We start from the raw sequence: 18,336 nt of genomic DNA on the forward strand, positions 1-18,336 counted from the left end.
AGATCAGTTTTCGCCATCTTTTTCTTCTTCAACAACCAGATCTTCACTGACGAATTCGCGAAGTTTGGCCTGCACGACATCCCGCATGGTCAAGTCAGCCATCTTGCATTTCGCACACATCCCGCGAAATGCCACTATGACCTTATTGCCCTCAACGTCGATAAGATCGATGTCGCCGCCGTCTGCACGCAGGGCAGGACGTATCTGGTCGCTGATAGTTTCCTGAACAAGCCGTATCTTCTGAATGTTCGTAAGCTTTTTGCGTTTGGGGGGTTGCTCCTTTTTCTTAGCTCGATCGATCCAGTCACCGCGAACCTCACTGAGGATCTTCTCGATATCACCTTTACACCGGCCGCAGCCGCCGCCCGCTTTACAGTAGTTGGTAACCTGCTCCACACTGTTGAGCTTGTTATCTTCAACCACCTTGCGTATTTCGGTGTCCGTGATACCGAAACAGGTACAGACTACCTTGCCTTCCTTCTCAGGCGCCGTTGTCTTGGTCTTGTCATAGTAATTCTGGATCGCCGCTTCAAGCGCTTCCTGACCCATAACAGAACAATGCATCTTCTGATCAGGCAGGCCGCCAAGCTTTTCCGCTATATCCTTGTTTGTCACATTAGCGGCTTCTTCAAGCGTCAAGCCTTTAATGATCTCGGTAAGTACTGAAGATGAAGCAACAGCACTGGCACAGCCGAATGTCTTAAATTTGGCATCTGCAATTCGGCCATTCTCATCCAGCTTGAATGTCAGAGTCAGAGCATCGCCGCATGCAAGCGAACCTACGTCCCCTTTTCCGTCAGCGTCTTCTATTACACCTACGTTCCTGGGATTCAGGAAGTGATCCATAACCTTATCTGTATATTCCCACATTTGAGCAAATCCTCAATCGGAGTTAACCATTCTGGCTGGCCTCAAGTGCCTGATCGAAGTCAGCAATTATGTCGTCTATGTGCTCGGTTCCAACTGAAACGCGGATAAAGTCAGGTGTGACGCCCGCGCTCGCCTGCTCTTCTTCACTAAGCTGCTGATGCGTAGTACTGGAAGGATGTATCACAAGCGTCTTGCTGTCAAGAATGTTCGCAAGATGGCTGGACAGTTTCACACTGTTTATAAACTTTTCGCCGGCTTCCTTACCGCCCTTGATACCAAAGCCCAGGATAGCACCCTGGCCGTTCGGCAGATATCTCTTGGCAAGCACATGATCCGGATGCGACTCAAGACCCGGGTAATTGACCCAACTCACTGCTGGATGTTTTTCCAGATACTTGGCGAGTGCCAGCGCATTTTCACAATGTCTTGGCACCCTCAGATGGATCGTTTCGAGCCCCTGGATGAACAAAAATGCATTGAACGGGGACATACTAGCGCCCATGTCCCTCAGACCCTGGGTACGGATTTTTGTTATATAAGCCGCTGGTCCCGCTGCTTCGGTATATTTCAGGCCATGGTAGCTAGGGACCGGCTCGGAAAGCTCAGGGAACTTGCCGTTGCCCCAATCGAACTTCCCGGAATCTACAACAACTCCGCCGATGCTCGTTCCGTGCCCCCCGATCAGCTTGGTACAGCTATGTACAACAATGTCGGCACCGTACTCGAAAGGACGGAAGAGAATAGGCGATGCAACCGTATTGTCAACGATCAACGGGATGTTGTTTTCATGGGCAATCTTCGCGATCTCTTCGAAATCAGAGATATTGTTGCGTGGATTGCCGATCGTCTCAACATAGAGCAAACGCGTATTGTCCTTGATCTCCTTAGCGAAATTGTCCGGCACTGAAGGATCTACAAAAGTGGTCTCGATCCCCAGCTTCGGCAATGACTGGGAAAAAAGGGTATAGGTCCCGCCGTACAGCGTACTTGCTGAGACAACATGCTGGCCGCTCCTGCATATATTCAGTACAGCAGCCGTTATAGCAGCCATGCCCGAACCAAACGCACACGCACCAACCCCGCCTTCCATTGCTGCGACGCGCTTTTCAAGAACATCTGTCGTAGGATTCATTATACGGGTATAGATATTGCCCGGCTCAGCAAGACTGAACAAGTCTGCTGCGTGCTTCGAATCTTTAAAAACATAGCTGGACGTCTGATAAATAGGAACCGCCCTGCTTAGCGTATCTGCATCAATATCGTGGCCTGCATGTAATGCCAAAGTTTCCAGTTTGTAGTTTGTTGTATCACTCATTAACGTCACCTTTCTTTTTTCGTCAGATCAAATCTTTATCAATTTACTTTTTCGGCAGCACCTCAAGCATTCGATCCAACGACCCCTTTGCCTTTATTCTTATTTCATCAGGAACTGTGATCTGATGCTTCATATCTTCAAGCGACCATGCAACTTTCGCCAGATCAATCTTTTTCATGTTGGGGCATATCATCTTATCCGAAACGCCAATGAACTCCTTGTTCGGCATCTTTTTGCGCAATGTGTGCAATATGCCCTGTTCGGTTACAATAATGAATTTTTTCACATCGCTGTTTTCGGCATACTTTATCATCTGCCCTGTACTGAGCAGCTCATCCGAAGCCCTCTTCACATCACTGCTGCACTCAGGATGAGTCAGCACTACAGCGCCCGGATGCTGATTTTTTGCTGCCTCTACATCCTCGGAGGTAATGCGAACGTGCGTCGGGCAGTAACCGGGCCAGAGTATCATTTCGCGACCTGTCTGCTGCATTACATAACTGCCTAGATGCTGGTCCGGACAGAAAATGATCTTGCGGTCTTTCGGCAGCGTCGAAACCAACTCAACTGCATTGCCCGAGGTACAGCAGTAATCGCTCAAGGCCTTGACTTCTGCCGGTGAATTAACATAAGTCACAACCAGAGCATCTGGATGCTGGTCTTTAAGTTTCTGCAGATCCGCAGCCGTTATCATATCCGCCATCGGACAGCCGGCATTCTTCTCTGGCAAAAGTACCGTCTTATCCGGCGAAAGTATATAGGCCGTCTCAGCCATGAACAGAACACCGCAAAAAACTATCACATCCGCCTTGGTTTGGGCCGCCTGAACACTCAGTCCAAGCGAATCACCCGTATAGTCCGCAATGTCCTGAACTTCACCAATCTGGTAATTGTGAGCGAGGATGACTGCGTTTCGCTCTTTCTTCAGCTTTTCTATTTTTTCAACAAGATTGCTCAACTTATAAGCTCCTGCACTACTGTTTATCTGACTTGCCGCCAGGACCACGTTCGAGTACTTTCGTGCTTTTCATAGCGATTGTCTTACCTGGCTCTACACTTTTCTTTATCCAAACATTACCGCCGATCACGGCCCCCTTGCCTATGGTCACCGCACCGAGGATCGTCGCCTCGGCATAGATCGTAACGTCATCTTCCAGCGTCGGATGACGTTTCTGTCCCCGAATGATCTCACCTCGTTCGTCTTTCGGAAAACTGATCGCACCAAGAGTGACGCCCTGATATATTTTTACATTTTCACCGATTTCTGTTGTTTCACCAATTACCACACCCGTGCCATGATCAATGAAAAAATTCCTTCCGATCCTGGCACCGGGGTGAATATCTATGCCCGTCTTGGAATGAGCATTCTCCGATATCATCCGCGGGATCAAAGGCACATCTCGCACATAAAGCTCATGAGCGATACGATGAGCAGTGATCGCGTGTATGAACGGATACGATATAACGATCTCCTCGAAAGACTCCGCTGCCGGGTCCCCGTCATAAGCTGCCTGAACATCGCCCTTGAGCACCTCACGCAAATTTGGAAGCTGGTTCAAAAGTTCTTCGGTGATCTTAACTGCCATTTCATGGCAATCGCAACCCGGACACGGTTTGAGCCTGCATTTATGCTTAAGTGCCCGCTCGATCTGCTCAGCCAGCTCATGCCTTACCCGGCAAACGATGTCGCCAACCGTATACCTTATGCTGTCTCGTGCAATGCGTCTCTTGCCTGTATAACCAGGAAACGCAATTTCCATCAGCATGTCAAAAATCTCTACGATCTTGCTTTTTACAGGCAAATTCGTAACATCGATAAAATTTATACCGGAGTCCCCTTCATAGGTCTCCAGTATTGAGTCTACCAGTTTATTGGTGGCCTTGTCCACGATGCATCTCCTGTCCTTTACTTGAACAACTCGGTTGAAATATATCTCTCGCCGGTGTCGGGAAGTATAACGACGATCGTCTTGCCCTGCAGCTCTTTTCGCTTTGAGACCTCTATTGCAGCATATAACGCTGCTCCCGAACTGATCCCTGCAAGAATACCTTCCTTTGCCGCGAGCTCACGGGCGATCTCCATAGATTTCTCATTACCGACTCGAAGAACTTCATCGTAAACATCTGTGTTAAGTATACCAGGCACGAAGCCGGCACCAATCCCCTGTATCTTGTGGGGTCCGGGCTGATCCCCTGAAAGAACCGCAGAGCTTTCAGGTTCGACAGCCACAACGCGAAGCTCAGGATTACGCTCTTTGAGCACCTGTCCACAACCGGTTATGGTTCCACCGGTGCCGATACCAGCTACCAGGATGTCAACCTGTCCATCCGTATCCTGCCATATCTCCTCAGCCGTAGTCTTTCTATGGATCTCCGGATTCGCCGGATTTTCGAACTGCTGACACATAAAAGCATTGGGAGTCGAATTGACTATCTCATTGGCTTTTTCGATAGCTCCTTTCATACCCTTCTCAGCAGGCGTGAGCACGAGCTCGGCACCAAGCATCTTGAGCAGACGGCGTCTTTCCACACTCATAGATTCGGGCATCGTAAGCATCAACCGATAACCCTTGCATGCACATACGAATGCCAGACCGATGCCTGTATTGCCGCTCGTAGGCTCGACCACTATTGTATCAGGCTTTAGCTTGCCGGCATCCTCCGCGGCCTGGATCATTGCATATGCAATTCGATCCTTGATGCTGGCACACGGATTAAAACTCTCGATTTTCGCCAGGATAGTAACTCCAGCCGCACCGAGCTTGTTGATGCGAACCAAAGGCGTCTTTCCGATCGTTTCGACTATATTTTCATAAATCTTTGCCATGCCAACACCCTTTCCTGAATACTCATTAGTGTTTCACTCCCCGGGCACTCAAGAATTCTAAAGCTGCCGGATTAAATCTGGAAATCCAGCTTCTTCTTGGATTTCGCCCTGTCAACCAGATCCTGAAGAGTCGTCGATTCCAGAACAGTCATAATGGCCTGATGTATCTCTATCCAAACCTGGCGGGTGATGCAATCAGTACACCTCGAACAATAATCCGTGTGCTCAACGCACTCTACCGGCGTCATTGGCCCTTCCAGCGTCACAAATACATCGCTAAGTCTGATCTCTTCAGGCTTCTTTGCAAGCATATAGCCGCCTTTAGGACCGCGAACGCTTCGTACCAGACCGGCAGATTTCAAAATCGCCATCAGTTGCTCAAGATATTTACTGCTGATGTCTTCACGGTCCGCTATGGATTTTATCTGCAACGGTCCCTCATCGACATGCTTTGCCAGGTCCAGCAAAGCCCTTAATCCATATCTGCTTCTTGTAGATAACTTCATACATATCTCCTAAAATCCTAGTACTATACTAGTTTTACTGTGGAAAGTTTGCCATGTCAAGCCCTGCACTAAAAAAAACCAATGCTAAAATTAACAGAAGAAAATTACACAACAATATCGTTAGACCATTGACAGACGAAACTATCTGCATTAGAATTTGAAATAGACTATTGGGGAATAGCTTAATGCGGGCGTTGTTGACGAAAAACCCGAATGGGGGCTAAGGCCAAGGGAGGCACAGGAATGACGAGAAACTCAAAAAAAGTAGCTTTTATTGCTTCGTATTTGCCTAAAAAGTGCGGTATTGCAACATTCACTTCTGACCTGATCTCAAACATTTCTTTGGCCGCCGGCAAAAGCTTCGACCCGCTGATTGTGGCAATGCAGGCCGAGCAAGACTGCCGTTACAAGGATCCCGTCAAGTTCGAAGTAAGGCAGAAGGTCAAAAACGACTACATTTGCGCTGCTGACTACATAAACTTCAGCCATGTCGACCTGGTTTCCGTCCAGCACGAATTTGGCCTCTTTGGTGGAAGCGCTGGGTCATATCTCAATCTGCTGCTCGATCGCGTAAGTGCACCTGTAATTACTACCATGCATACCGTACTCGAGGAACCGGACAAAAACTATTTCCGTTCAACAGTCAACGTGTGCAACGCATCCCACCGCATCATAGTCATGAACAAACGCGGGATCGAAATGCTCCACGAGATTTATGGGATCCCCAGGGAAAAAATACTTCTCGTACCTCACGGCATTCCGGATCTGCCTTTCGTGGACAGCAGCTACTACAAACACAAATTTGGCATGGAAGGCCGAAAAACGATCCTCACATTTGGTCTCCTAAGCAAAAACAAAGGCATAGAGCTGATGCTCAGAGCATTGCCGGAGATCGTCAAAAATGACCCGAGCGTACTATACATCATTCTCGGAACGACACATCCCAGTGTTCTGGCACATGAGGGCGAAGAATACCGCACAAGCCTGCAGCGTCTGGTAAATGAGCTCGGACTGCAGGATCATGTCCTATTCCACAATCAATTCGTAAATGACGAGGACCTGCACAATTTCCTCTGTGCCGCCGATATCTATGTAACGCCCTATCGAAACAAAGAACAGCTCACCAGCGGCACTCTGGCTTTTGCAGTCGGCACCGGCAAGGCCGTTGTTTCAACACCATATTGGGCAGCCCAGGAACTGCTCGACGAAGGTCGAGGCCGTCTGGTGGACTTCGAGGACCACCACCAGCTCGCTGAAACAATAGTTGAACTAATCAAAAGTGAAGAGGTTTTTTACTCGCTCAGACGCCGAGCTTACGAATATGGCCGAGACCTGACATGGCAGCAGATCGGTACCAGATACTGGAAAGAGTTCAACTCCCCATCCTTACCGGTACCCATACCTGTAAGAGCAACACAAGACACCCAGGAAAGCGTATCAGTGCTGGACGTCCCTGAACCCCCGCTCGACCATCTAAAAAGACTAACTGACGACACCGGCCTTTATCAGCACGCAAAATTTATCTTGCCCAACAGACAGCACGGCTACTGCACCGATGACAATACACGGGCACTTATTGCCATGACAAGATATTACGCCCAGTACGCAGAACCTGAAGCATTGAGGCTTTTCAACGTCTATCTTTCTTTCGTGTTTGACTCACAGCGTCCCGACGGCACGGTCAGGAACTTCATGACCTTCGAACGACGCTGGATCGAGGACGAACCCGAACACGATGCTCTTGGCCGGGCACTGTGGGCATTCGGCGCGATCATCAATAAACCGCCGCTGCCGCGGTATCTGCCCGTAGCTAAGGACTGTTTTGACAAATCCGTCAAACATATCGCAGGCCTTTCACTGCGAGGCAAGGCCTATGCGATCTTCGGGATATCTCACTATCTGAGCCAGTTCCCCGGAGCAAGCGATATAAAACGCTATCTCGCGGTGGCTGTTGAACATATAGCTGCGAGTTTTGAAACCTATAGTGAGCCCGGCTGGGAATGGTTTGAGGAAAAGCTATCCTATGACAACGCCGCCCTTCCCCACGCTATGTTCGAGGCCGCGATCTGTACCGGCAAAAAGCGATTCCTGGACATCGCATTGAAAAGCTGTCAGTTCCTGATCGATAAGACATATGACGGAGACCATTTCAGCTTTATAGGATGCAAGGGATGGCACAAAAAAGGCAGATCAAGAGCCATATTCGACCAGCAGCCTATTGAAGTCGCCGGCACCGCGCACATGCTCAGAAGTGCATACGACGCCACTGCGGACAGGGACTATCTTAAGCTGCAGCGCAAGGCCTTCGACTGGTTCCTCGGAGAAAATGACCTGCATATCCCCGTATACGATTTTAAGACTAAAGGCAGTTGTGACGGCCTTCAGCAGAACGGCGTAAACATGAACCAGGGCGCAGAGAGCATGGTAAGCTTTCTGCTGAGCCTTCTATGCATCGTTGAGAGTTACAGCACACGCACCACTTACGAACCGCAGCAAATGCTCTTTCCAGAGCCTGTCGAAAACCTCACGACTCCCAAACACCAGCAAATACGAGAGATTTTTTTACAAAGTAAGTCTTCAAAGAATGGTTTAAAAAAGCAGAACTCAAAAGTATCAGAGTCCTGAATCGCTGAATTGCTCACAAAAAATCAAAGATGAAAAAACGCGGAAAATGTGGCTTTTTTTGCTTGCAGAAACCACTTTCAGGCATTACATTTCTCAGTTCCCGGGGGGATAGTATTCGCTTTTTCCATATGGGAGTGTAGCTCAGTTGGCAGAGCAACGCCCTTTTAAGGCGTGGGTCCTGGGTTCGAGTCCCAGCGCTCCCATATTTTTCTTGCCCCCGCCAATCTCAACCTTCAACCTCTTGACGCTGGGCAATAAGGGAGTCCTCAAACCACGCCAGTTGTCGTTGTAAGACTTAGAAAATATACTTGAAAATAAACATATTTAGGTATAATTTTAAGCCAGTTAGAATAAGTCACGGCGTCCTCGGTCAAAATTGCATTTCAGCAAAACGGTGCAACCGAAGGGGACGGAGTACGCCTATTTTTACTGCACGGTTGCAGTTTTAGCGTACAAAGCGCTTATTTTTCCAAATGGGTTCGAAACGCCACAGCAGGGAGGTATGGCAAATGGAAAACACAAAACCCTATCGTTTTGCTCTTATTGGGGCTGGGGGTTATATTGCGCCGAGACACTTAAAAGCAATCAAGGAGACAGGAAATGTTCTCGAGGCAGCACTTGACAAGAGTGACTCTGTAGGAATTCTCGACTCTTATTTTCCCGAGGCTAGCTTTTTCACCGAATTCGAACGCTTCGATCGGCATATTGAAAAATTGAGGCGAGAAGATGGACACGCAGTCGACTATGTATCTATCTGTTCACCCAACTATCTGCACGATTCGCATGTAAGGTTTGCCCTAAGAATAAAGGCCCACGCGATCTGCGAAAAACCCTTGGTGCTAAACCCCTGGAACGTCGAAGCTCTCGAAGCTATCGAACAGGAGGACACCAACAATGTTTACACCATTCTGCAGTTAAGGCTGCACCCCACAATTCTAAAGCTCAAACGCGAGATCGAATCAGGACCAGCCGATCGCATCCACGATATAGAATTGACCTACATAACGTCCCGAGGCAAGTGGTATATGCACTCATGGAAAGGAGATATTACCAAATCCGGAGGGATCGCAACAAATATCGGCGTGCACTTCTTTGACATGCTGTCCTGGATATTCGGAGCAGAAAAGGACAACAAGGTTCACTACTACACACCCCGAAAGGCCGCGGGCCTGCTCGAATTGGAAAAGGCACGCGTAAGATGGTTTTTGTCACTCGACAGCGAAGACCTGCCGTTCGAACCTGAACCGGACAAACCAAAGACATACCGCTCCATAAACATAGACGGCAAAGAAGTAGAATTTTCGGGCGGCTTCACGGACCTTCACACCCTCAGCTACAAGAAAATACTGGCTGGCGAAGGGTTCGGTCTGAAGGACTCCTTGCCTTCGCTGCGTATTGTTTCGCAGATCAGAAACCTCAACCCTATAGGGCTCAAAGGTGATTACCACCCATTTTTAAAGAAAGCGTTTGTAAGTGATGACTAAAGACTATTTTGTTCACAAAACCAGCATAGTAGATGAAGGTGCCTCGGTCGGAGAAGGCACCAATATCTGGCATTTTTCACATGTAATGAAGAACGCTCGAATAGGTAAAAACTGTATCTTCGGGCAAAACACCTGTGTTTCACCTGATGTCATCGTCGGCAACAGTGTAAAAGTGCAGAACAATGTTTCCATCTACACGGGCACGGTCATCGAAGATGATGTGTTTCTGGGCCCTTCTTGCGTTCTGACAAATGTCACCAATCCACGCTCTCAGGTAGTCAGGCGCGACCTTTATGAAAAGACGGTCATCAAACGCGGCGCCACAATAGGGGCCAACTCCACGATCGTATGCGGAATCGAGATCGGCCGCTACGCCTTCATCGGCGCAGGCGCTGTAGTGACTCAAAACGTCCCTGATTACGCTCTCATGCTCGGGGTCCCCGCCAAACAGTCCGGGTGGATGAGTCGACACGGAATCCCGCTTAAGGACCCAGACGAAAACGGCGTGATGACCTGCCCTGAAAGCGGCTACAGATACAAAGAGGTTCAGCCCGGCAAGATGAAATGCCTCGACCTTGACGAAGAAGCTTGCCTACCCGAGGAAAAATCGGTGGGAAAAGCTCCGTATGACGACTTCAAAATTAGCTGATAATAAAGTCCAAATTTCAGAAAACACATGCCATACGAAAAACGCATTATAATAGGAGGTCTTCCCCGTTCTGGGTCAACCTTACTTAGGTTTATGCTTGATGCCGCTTCCACAATTATTTCGGGTCCGGAGACTGCTTTCTTCACTCAGCCCCTGTTTCAACAGCAGGCCACAATCGCTCGTCTTGCCCAAAGACTTGCCGATAAACTAAATATATGTCCCGAACGCCTCACAGAGGCCGTTATAACCGCGCCAACTTCCTGCCAAGCATATGATTCTATCTCCGATCTGATGGGTGAAAACGCTGGCATCTCAAAACCTTGCTGGGCAGAAAAGTCCCCCCGCAACTGTTTCTCTTATCACAGGCTACATGCCGAGAATCCTAATTTTTATTTCATAAGCACCATTAGGCACGGCCTTGACGTAGTAACTTCTGTGGTAAAAAACCATCCAAACAATGCAAATCAGTATTGGTGCCCCATCCAACGCTATGTCGACACCATGCTTGCGATCTACTCGTTCAAGAGCCCACGTCATTTAATTGTAAAATACGAAGACATGGTCACCTCACCACAAAAAACAATGAATCAAATATTTGCCTTTTTGGGGCTTAAATACGAGGACCATATAATTCAAAGCTTCCGCCAACCAGCTTCGACTCGTGATCTCACAAAGGTGCACCAGCCAAAATTGAAGCAGGAAATCAGTTCAGACTGGATTAACAGATGGAAAGCCCTGCAGCATAGTGAACGTGTGAATGAATTCATGCAACATTCCAAAGCGGTGTATTGGCTTGAACATTCAGGCTATGAACTCCCACAAAGATCTTATACATGACCGACCCTTATTGGAGCGGATCATGTAATGATTTGGAACGAAGACGGGAACAGGCCAACTGGTTCGACAAAGGCGTAAGACACTAGAAGCTGTTTCAAAACTAACTTCATTTTAAACTTGCGCTATTAAACGACTTATGTAAACTTTGCTGTAAAACGGAAATGTTTTTTCAGCAAAGGATTTGCCGATGGTCACGGATGACAATGGAAAAAGATTGAGCCGTTGCTGCCGAAGCACAAACAGTCGCCCAAAGGCGGACGCAAGCCGCGTAGCAACCGGGAAGTTTTCGAAGGCATTTGCTGGGTCCTTCGAAGCGGGGCCAGGTGGAAGGACCTGCCCGACAGGTACCCCTCAGCGAGCACCTGCTGGCGTAGATTGCAGCAGTGGGAAGAGCAGGGAGTGTGGCTCAAAATGTGGCGTAAGTTCTTGTCAGAGCTGGACGAACAGGGCCAGCTCGAATGGGAAGAGACCTTCGCCGACGGCTGTTTCGCCTCGGCAAAAAAAGGGGGCCACAGATTGGAAAAACCAAACGCGGAAAGGGTACGAAGTGGATGGTGGTGGTCGATGGCCAGGGAGTCCCTCTCGGTGCTCACCTCGATTCGGCCTCGCCTAGTGAGATAAAGCTGCTGGAGCCGACTATCGAAAAGATTGCTGTGCCGCGAAGAGGCCGCGGGCGTCCGCGAAAAAATCCGACTCGCATCGTTGCTGACAAGGGCTACGACAGCGACCCGCTCCGTGAGAGACTGGCCAGACGCAACATTGAATTGATTTGCCCGTACCGGAAAAACAACAAGCAGAAGAAATATCATGATGGCCGAAAAATGCGGCGTTATAAGCGTAGATGGACGGTTGAGCGGACTTTTGCCTGGCTGGGCAACTTCCGCCGACTGGTCGTTCGGTATGAAAGAGAGATTAAAATGTATCAGGCGTTTTTTCATATCGCATGCTTGATTATTACGCTAAGGCAGTTTTGAAATGGCTTCTATTCAGAAAACAACTGCTTGGCGGTTTTGAAGAAATCCACAAGACTCAAAACTGTAAATAAGGCTGCCTATGAATGTGGATTTTGCTAGCTCTTTTTTTAGGATATATGACTGGCCAACGTATAATAAGACTTAGGGATCTAATCGTTTTTAAAAGAGTAACAAGTCACATTAACCCAGATACCGCCTTCCTTTTTCACTATTAATAGAGGGTTCCTCTAAAAATCAGTTAGATTCGTGCAATTTATTGCCCTTTTGTTATAATTAGCTCATTGACAATTACATTACGGTTATTCGACTCATAATCAAAGGATTGATCATGATGCAAGTAGGACTTTTCGACTGGCAGACTCGTTTTGAACAACTCGACAACAGCGGCGACCCACTTGTCAAGCTTAATGAAATAGTCGACTGGGAGCAATTTCGCAAAACCCTTGAGATTGTCAGAGATAAAAAACGAAAGTCCAACGCAGGCAGAAAACCCTTTGATGTTATACTCATGTTCAAGATATTGATACTTGATTCCCTGTACAATATATCCGACGATCAGCTCGAATTTCAGATAAGGGATCGTATTTCCTTCATGCGTTTTCTCGGTCTGGGTATTGGCGACAGAGTGCCTGATGCAAAGACCATATGGCTTTTCAGAGAACAGCTCACCGAAGCCGGCCTTGTCGAAAACCTTTTTACTCAGTTCGACGAGTTTCTGCGTAAAAACGGCTTTTCTGCCAAAAAAGGCCAGATCGTGGATGCCAGTATTGTAGCGGTTCCAAAGCAGCGTAACACCAGAGATGAGAATAAATCCATCAAGAACGGCGAGGTTCCCGAAAACTGGAGCGATACCAAGAAACGCCAGAAAGACACCGATGCACGCTGGGTGCAGAAGAACGGCGTAAACTACTATGGCTATAAGAACCATATTGATATTGATGTTAAGCACAAGTTTATTCGCAGCTGTGAAGTAACGCCTGCCTCTGTTCATGACAGCAATGTCTTTGAAGACTTGCTTGATGCAAACAACAGCAGCAAGGATGTATGGGCCGATTCTGCCTACGGCTCGACGGAAAAACGGGATAACATTAAAGAAGAAGGCTACCGCGGCCATATTCAACGAAAAGGCTGTCGTTATAAAAAACTGACTCAGCGTCAGATAGAAGCTAATTATAAACGTTCGAAAACTCGCAGCCGAGTTGAGCATGTCTTCGGCATACAGAAGATGCGGGCGGGCAACTTGATCATTCGAACTATAGGAATAGCCAGGGCCAAGACGAAAATTTGTATGCGAAACCTTGCGTATAATATAGACAGATACTGCCTGCTGGCTCGACTTTAGCCGCCAACGGTGCGGCACTACGGCCGCAAAGCCAGTCGGTGCCGCTTGACGCCAGTACTGAATGCCGTCATATTGAGACAAATAATCGTAATTGTGCAACAGTGAGTTCAATTTTAACTCAAAATATTGTTAATTTAATACGTGAGCCGCTAATCTTGATTTTTAGAGGTGGCCTAGACTTTGTCCAACTGAATTGCATCTAAATTACTCTATATGAAAAGAATTAATTATGAGCGTGCCAGTATATAAAAATCCTAAACAAGCACTGAAGGCTACCGACCAGTTTTATGCAAATCAGGCGGGCTTCCAATATACCGAAGAGCTCGTCACCGACTGGACTCGCAAATTCGTAAATATTCCCGCTAAAGGAAACGTACTCGATCTCTGCTGCGGTGACGGCATCTGGTCCAGAGGTTTTCAGGTCAATAATCCACAACTCGATCTTTACGGCGTCGACATTTCCGAAGGAGGCATTGAAAAAGCAAAACGCCTGCTCGATACTGACGACGAGCATTTCTTCGTCTGCAACGTAGAAGTCGAATTGCCGTTTTCTGATAATTTTTTCGACCTTATTTTTGCCCGAGGTCCCGGACTCTACAACCAGCATAGCATGGATCGTCCCCAGACGATCCGCGTCATCGAACAGTGGCACAATAAGCTGAGTGACCGCGGGCTTTTTTATTCCATTTTTGCATCTCGGCCCGAAGTAATGGGCACTTATACCCCTATGAAAAATGTGAAGCTTCCTTATAACCGCTCACCACGCAAAAGCGATACCATAGATTTCTCCGGGGGCAAGTACCACCATACGATTCAGTCTTTTTTGACGCCATTCTGGAAGGCGAGCAATGTCGAGGTGAAAAAGTACTCCTTTTTCAACAATCTGCACGTCCTTATCACCCGTAAAAAAGTCGACTAGAATTTAGATGATTTTGCTCCGCTTTTGTTCTGCATCGGAATCCTGTTTTTACAAAATCCTGACGTAGAAAAGATAGATTGCTAAATTCCCCTTCCACAACTAAACGACTGAAACAGTTCAAGGCTATTTTGCAGCGTTATGCACAGATCGCCGGCTGGATTGCCAAAGACGGGCTATTAAAGTATAAAGTTCGCGCTGCTGCGACTGTGGTCGCCGGCACTATGAGCGGAATGCTTCAGGCTGCAGCTCTTGGGCAGGCGGTTTACTACGCCAAACTCCTCGAAAGAGGGAACACAGTTGCATTTTTTGGGTTTTATTTTGATCCGCGCAAATCGCTCGTTTTGATAACTATAGCATCCATCGGCGTTCTCATCACTTTGCTCGTATCATCCCTGCTTCAGTTCTTCTCGAGATATCAAGCAATTAGAATAAACACAATTTACGAGGAATTCTGCGTTAAAAGAGGCATAAAAACAGCAGCAAATTTCCAGGTTTTGCATAGCACAAACGTTTCCTGTCCCCCTGACGAAAAGATCGTCAGACGCATCTGCCACAGCGACTGTCGTCTGGCGGGCAGAGCCCTGCGGCTGCTCTTGTGGGCCGTAGGACCTTTCACTCAACTGGTGATATTCGTGTCCATCCTCTTTTATCTGGACCAGATCGCAACCATTTTTGCCGGCCTGGCCGCTCTCGCAACAGGGTATTTTCTCTACCGGATAAATCAGTCTGCAACTGCTGATTCACGCATTTACGAAGATTCGGGACCGGGCGCCGCAACTGAAAAAGCTCAACTTATTCACCAGGCCTGTTCCATAACACAGTTTGGCCACGTGCCTTCCTGGTATGAAGACGTTTACTCAAATGGACAGATCGACGTCAATCGAAAAGCCTATGAAGCCCGCTTGTCTGTAACAGAACGCAGCCGCCTGGTCGTAGGCATCCTTTCCGCTATCATCATAGGGGTTGCTATCGTTTACTTCGGCGGCAAAAGTATAGTGGCCGGAACCAGTTGGGGTGCCCTCCTAGCGTATATCTATATGCTCAAACGTTCCACTCAACTAACGGAGCAGATCGCAATCACGATAACCTCAGTAAACAGGTTCTACCCTCAAATTAAGCGATACTATGAATTTATAACACACAGCAACACTCCGCCAAGTTCAAAGCAATGTCTATCCGGTCCCGACGAAGTGCCGACAGGAAAACTTGGCTCCGAGGCTGTAGCGGGCACTGAGAGCGAATATATCCTGAAAGCGGGCCGGCCCATAGCATTGCTGTCACCTTATCAGATCAACCGCTATTCACTGGCACACACGATTGAGTCCCTGTTATCAGAGTCATATATTACTTCAGTGCTCCCCAGCACTTGCTTCATAAGCAAAAACTACAGCATTCCGCCTTTCACCTTGAGAAACTTCCTGTACCTTTCTGATGATGTCACCCGCACCGAGCTTAGTGACCAGCTGGCCGCCGCCGGTCTCAAACCGGAATCATTACAGACGCTACCCCAAAATATAGACAGCGTTATTTACCCCGATCAATGGCAAAATCTTGATCCGACGCTGCGATATGCGATCGCAATGCAGGCAGTCTGTAATTCATCTTACAAATGGGTTTTGATCGATCGGATTGTTGTCACGACCCTGCCGAAGGCGACTTACGATCATTATCTCAACCGGTTAGAAAAGATATTTATTATAGTAGTGGATTCACCCAAAATCGACTACAAGAAGATAGGCTCTTACAACGAAGAAAGAGTAATAGTACTGAAAAATTCAGCTATCGCAGGTATTGGGTCGCCGGAATGGGCTTTGGATAACAAAGAGCAGATCGAATCGGTTATCGGTCCGCAGTTCGCGATCGAAGCCGCCCAAATAGCAGAAGCTGATATTTCTGCAATGGAAGAATAGCAGAGCATAGGGGTCAGCTAAAGAGACTTATGTCTATATCACCAACGTACTTCGAATATCTAACACACTTCGGGCAGACAGAAACACTGTATCAACTCCACAAACAACCTGCTTCGAACATGATCGCGCTTCGACATGACGTTGACCACGACCTCGACTTGGCCCTGGAAATGGCCTGGCATGAACATGACCGGAATTGTGCCGCTACATATTTCCTGCTCCACACTGCTCCATACTGGCAGGATCCACACTTGATTGAAAAGTGCCTTCAACTGCAAGACTTTGGACACGAAGTCTCGCTGCATATAAACGCTCTTACAGAGTGGTACGCCGGCACAATAGACGACGTTGCAAAAAGTCTGCAAAATATATTGATGCCGCTTGCAGAAGCAGGTGTCAAAGTAAAGGGTATAAGTGCTCACGGCGATAAAGCCTGTTATCACCAAAGTTTTATTAATTACTGGTGTTTTGCAGAGTTCAAACCCGATGATCCATCTATCTCCGAAAACGGACTTTCCGCCGAGGGCATCAAGGTTATTGATCCAGCATTCCAAATTCCATATCCCGAATCCGAAATACTGAGACGTGCGGACGGACAAACATTTGATCTTTGGTCCTTATCTGCTTCAGAAATCGGTATTGAGTACGACGCATGCCATTTACAATTTGATAAATACTTCACCGACTCAGGAGGCAATTGGATTAGGTCGGAGAACCCGCTGAGCATCGATCTGAGCGAGGACAGGCACCAGATTCTCATGCACCCCATCCATTGGCGAGGTCCCCAAAAAGTATTTTTCTTCTTGTCAGCAGCCAGGAGCGGCTCAAAATGGCTTACCAATATGCTCGATCAAGCCACGCCCCTGTCAGCCAGGCACGAATTCACTCTCAATCATTCATTTGCCGAAGGCGAACCAAAGCTGGTTAAACGTACGGGTCCGGGCTTTGTCCAACTCGCGGAAAATAAAGAAAAGATTAGAGAGCTTCTTGGCGAATCACATACTTTTGTGCAAAAACTGCCAAATGATTACGCAGAAGCGAACGTGTACCTGGAACAGTTTATTCCGGAGCTGCAGGAGGAGTTCCCCGAGGCCCAGCTCATCCATCTTTTTAGGCAGCCCAGAGATGTAGTTCGTTCTATTATGAATCGCGACTGGTACGCGGCACCTGAAGACAACGCTCACCCGCGTCTGGATGTCCCTAATTTTGAACAACTCCCACAGTTTGCGAAAGCCTGCTGGTACGTCCGCAAGGCAAATGAGACTCTAAGCAAAGTTTGTAAACGACAAATCAAGTTTGAACGCATGGTCAACGACGAAGAATATTTACGAGAAAAACTGAAACTACTGGACATCCCCTACTACCCACGGTTGGCCGCACGCGAGTTCCAGAAGGTCATAAACGCCAACCAGAATAACCAGCTCCCCGTATATGATCATTGGTCACCCAGACAAAAAAGGATTTTCGACTCTATACTTGGCAAAATGGATTCTGCCTCGTATGGCTGCACTCTCGATTTTATTGAAAGTGCAGCGATCTTCATTGAAAATGCAAGATTCTCGCTCATTTCGCTTTTCCGGAAAGTTTTGGGAACCAGGGCTGTTGCAATTCCTCTGGACCTCTCTAGAGAAGGCATAACCTGCAAGAACTGTGATGTAGAGCATCGCGCAGACGGGCTCTTTATTAAGCCTGACGGAAAAGGACACGCACATGTTCTGATGGCTGGAGGCTCCTGGAAAAAGACTTCGCCTCCTTCGGGGTTCGAAATTAAGAGCGGCCATTATTACAAAGGATCACTATCTTCAGCCACACCGAACCAAAATCATCAGGCATCTATAATGTGCCTGGTATACAACAAGTCCGGCAACCTGCTTTCCAAACAAAATCTTGCTGCCGTCAGTCATGAGTCACCGCGGGCAGATTTCGCTTTTCGACCAAAAGTCAATGCTGGTAGATTCAATCTGGCAATTTACATACCGGTTGGCAAGATGCAACAAGGACTGACAGTCAATGACATAGATTTGCACGCTGTACCATACTTGGAAAAACTATAATTCCTTCAGCTCCATAGGATTTCT

Annotated in this window: 16 protein-coding genes and 1 tRNA gene; 11 read left to right on the plus strand and 6 right to left on the minus strand. The window is 47.8% G+C overall.

Going from position 1 to position 18,336, the window contains the following annotated elements; all coding sequences use genetic code 11:
- Positions 1–3: 3 nt before the first annotated feature.
- From nifU to STSP2_RS13465, 6 genes are all read right to left on the minus strand, one after another.
- Positions 4–870 carry a Fe-S cluster assembly protein NifU gene (gene nifU, locus STSP2_RS13440; RefSeq protein WP_146663266.1) on the minus strand — a complete coding sequence of 289 codons (867 nt, stop codon included), beginning with the start codon at positions 868–870 and terminating at the stop codon, positions 4–6.
- Between the two features lie 22 nt (positions 871–892).
- The gene (locus STSP2_RS13445) at positions 893–2,185 is read right to left on the minus strand and encodes a homocysteine synthase (RefSeq protein ID WP_146663267.1); all 1,293 of its coding nucleotides are present in this window, start codon (positions 2,183–2,185) and stop codon (positions 893–895) included.
- A gap of 43 nt (positions 2,186–2,228) precedes the next feature.
- Positions 2,229–3,143 (minus strand): quinolinate synthase NadA, encoded by a 915-nt coding sequence (gene nadA / locus STSP2_RS13450; RefSeq protein WP_236782710.1) that lies wholly within the window; start codon positions 3,141–3,143, stop codon positions 2,229–2,231.
- 16 nt (positions 3,144–3,159) lie between these two features.
- On the minus strand, positions 3,160–4,074 hold the full coding sequence (gene epsC / locus STSP2_RS13455; protein ID WP_205847905.1) for a serine O-acetyltransferase EpsC: 915 nt from the start codon (positions 4,072–4,074) through the stop codon (positions 3,160–3,162).
- 17 nt (positions 4,075–4,091) lie between these two features.
- A complete protein-coding gene (gene cysK, locus STSP2_RS13460; protein ID WP_146663268.1) occupies positions 4,092–5,012 on the minus strand; it encodes a cysteine synthase A in 921 nt (306 codons plus the stop codon).
- A gap of 71 nt (positions 5,013–5,083) precedes the next feature.
- Positions 5,084–5,518, minus strand: coding sequence for an RrF2 family transcriptional regulator (locus tag STSP2_RS13465; protein ID WP_146663269.1), 435 nt, complete (start codon positions 5,516–5,518; stop codon positions 5,084–5,086).
- Positions 5,519–5,761: 243 nt separating this feature from the next.
- Between STSP2_RS13465 and STSP2_RS13470 the strand changes: the two genes are divergently transcribed.
- The 11 genes from STSP2_RS13470 to STSP2_RS13520 all read left to right on the plus strand — a co-directional run bounded on the left by STSP2_RS13470 (position 5,762) and on the right by STSP2_RS13520 (position 18,312).
- A complete protein-coding gene (locus STSP2_RS13470; protein ID WP_169853220.1) occupies positions 5,762–8,143 on the plus strand; it encodes a glycosyltransferase in 2,382 nt (793 codons plus the stop codon).
- A gap of 130 nt (positions 8,144–8,273) precedes the next feature.
- Positions 8,274–8,346 (plus strand) — tRNA-Lys (locus STSP2_RS13475).
- Positions 8,347–8,652: 306 nt separating this feature from the next.
- Positions 8,653–9,627: a Gfo/Idh/MocA family oxidoreductase gene (locus tag STSP2_RS13480; RefSeq protein ID WP_146663271.1), complete on the plus strand. Its 975-nt coding sequence runs from the start codon at positions 8,653–8,655 to the stop codon at positions 9,625–9,627.
- On the plus strand, positions 9,620–10,276 hold the full coding sequence (locus STSP2_RS13485; protein ID WP_146664081.1) for an acyltransferase: 657 nt from the start codon (positions 9,620–9,622) through the stop codon (positions 10,274–10,276). The genes STSP2_RS13480 and STSP2_RS13485 overlap by 8 nt, the downstream gene beginning before the upstream one ends.
- A gap of 27 nt (positions 10,277–10,303) precedes the next feature.
- A complete protein-coding gene (locus tag STSP2_RS13490) occupies positions 10,304–11,113 on the plus strand; it encodes a sulfotransferase (RefSeq protein WP_146663272.1) in 810 nt (269 codons plus the stop codon).
- Between the two features lie 222 nt (positions 11,114–11,335).
- Entirely contained in the window at positions 11,336–11,734 is a 399-nt protein-coding gene (locus tag STSP2_RS17370) for a transposase (protein ID WP_169853221.1), read from the plus strand.
- Positions 11,665–12,087, plus strand: a complete 423-nt coding sequence (locus STSP2_RS13500; RefSeq protein ID WP_169852868.1) for an IS5 family transposase — start codon at positions 11,665–11,667, stop codon at positions 12,085–12,087. Before STSP2_RS17370 ends, STSP2_RS13500 begins: the two co-directional genes overlap by 70 nt.
- 328 nt (positions 12,088–12,415) lie before the next feature.
- A complete protein-coding gene (locus STSP2_RS13505) occupies positions 12,416–13,429 on the plus strand; it encodes an IS5 family transposase (protein ID WP_146662810.1) in 1,014 nt (337 codons plus the stop codon).
- Between the two features lie 229 nt (positions 13,430–13,658).
- Positions 13,659–14,348, plus strand: coding sequence for a class I SAM-dependent methyltransferase (locus tag STSP2_RS13510; RefSeq protein WP_146663274.1), 690 nt, complete (start codon positions 13,659–13,661; stop codon positions 14,346–14,348).
- Between the two features lie 128 nt (positions 14,349–14,476).
- Positions 14,477–16,258, plus strand: coding sequence for an ABC transporter ATP-binding protein (locus STSP2_RS13515; RefSeq protein WP_169853222.1), 1,782 nt, complete (start codon positions 14,477–14,479; stop codon positions 16,256–16,258).
- A gap of 29 nt (positions 16,259–16,287) precedes the next feature.
- Entirely contained in the window at positions 16,288–18,312 is a 2,025-nt protein-coding gene (locus STSP2_RS13520) for a sulfotransferase (protein ID WP_146663276.1), read from the plus strand.
- Positions 18,313–18,336 lie beyond the last annotated feature (24 nt).

This window comes from Anaerohalosphaera lusitana (assembly GCF_002007645.1).
In the GTDB taxonomy this organism is placed as follows: Bacteria; Planctomycetota; Phycisphaerae; order Sedimentisphaerales; family Anaerohalosphaeraceae; genus Anaerohalosphaera; species Anaerohalosphaera lusitana.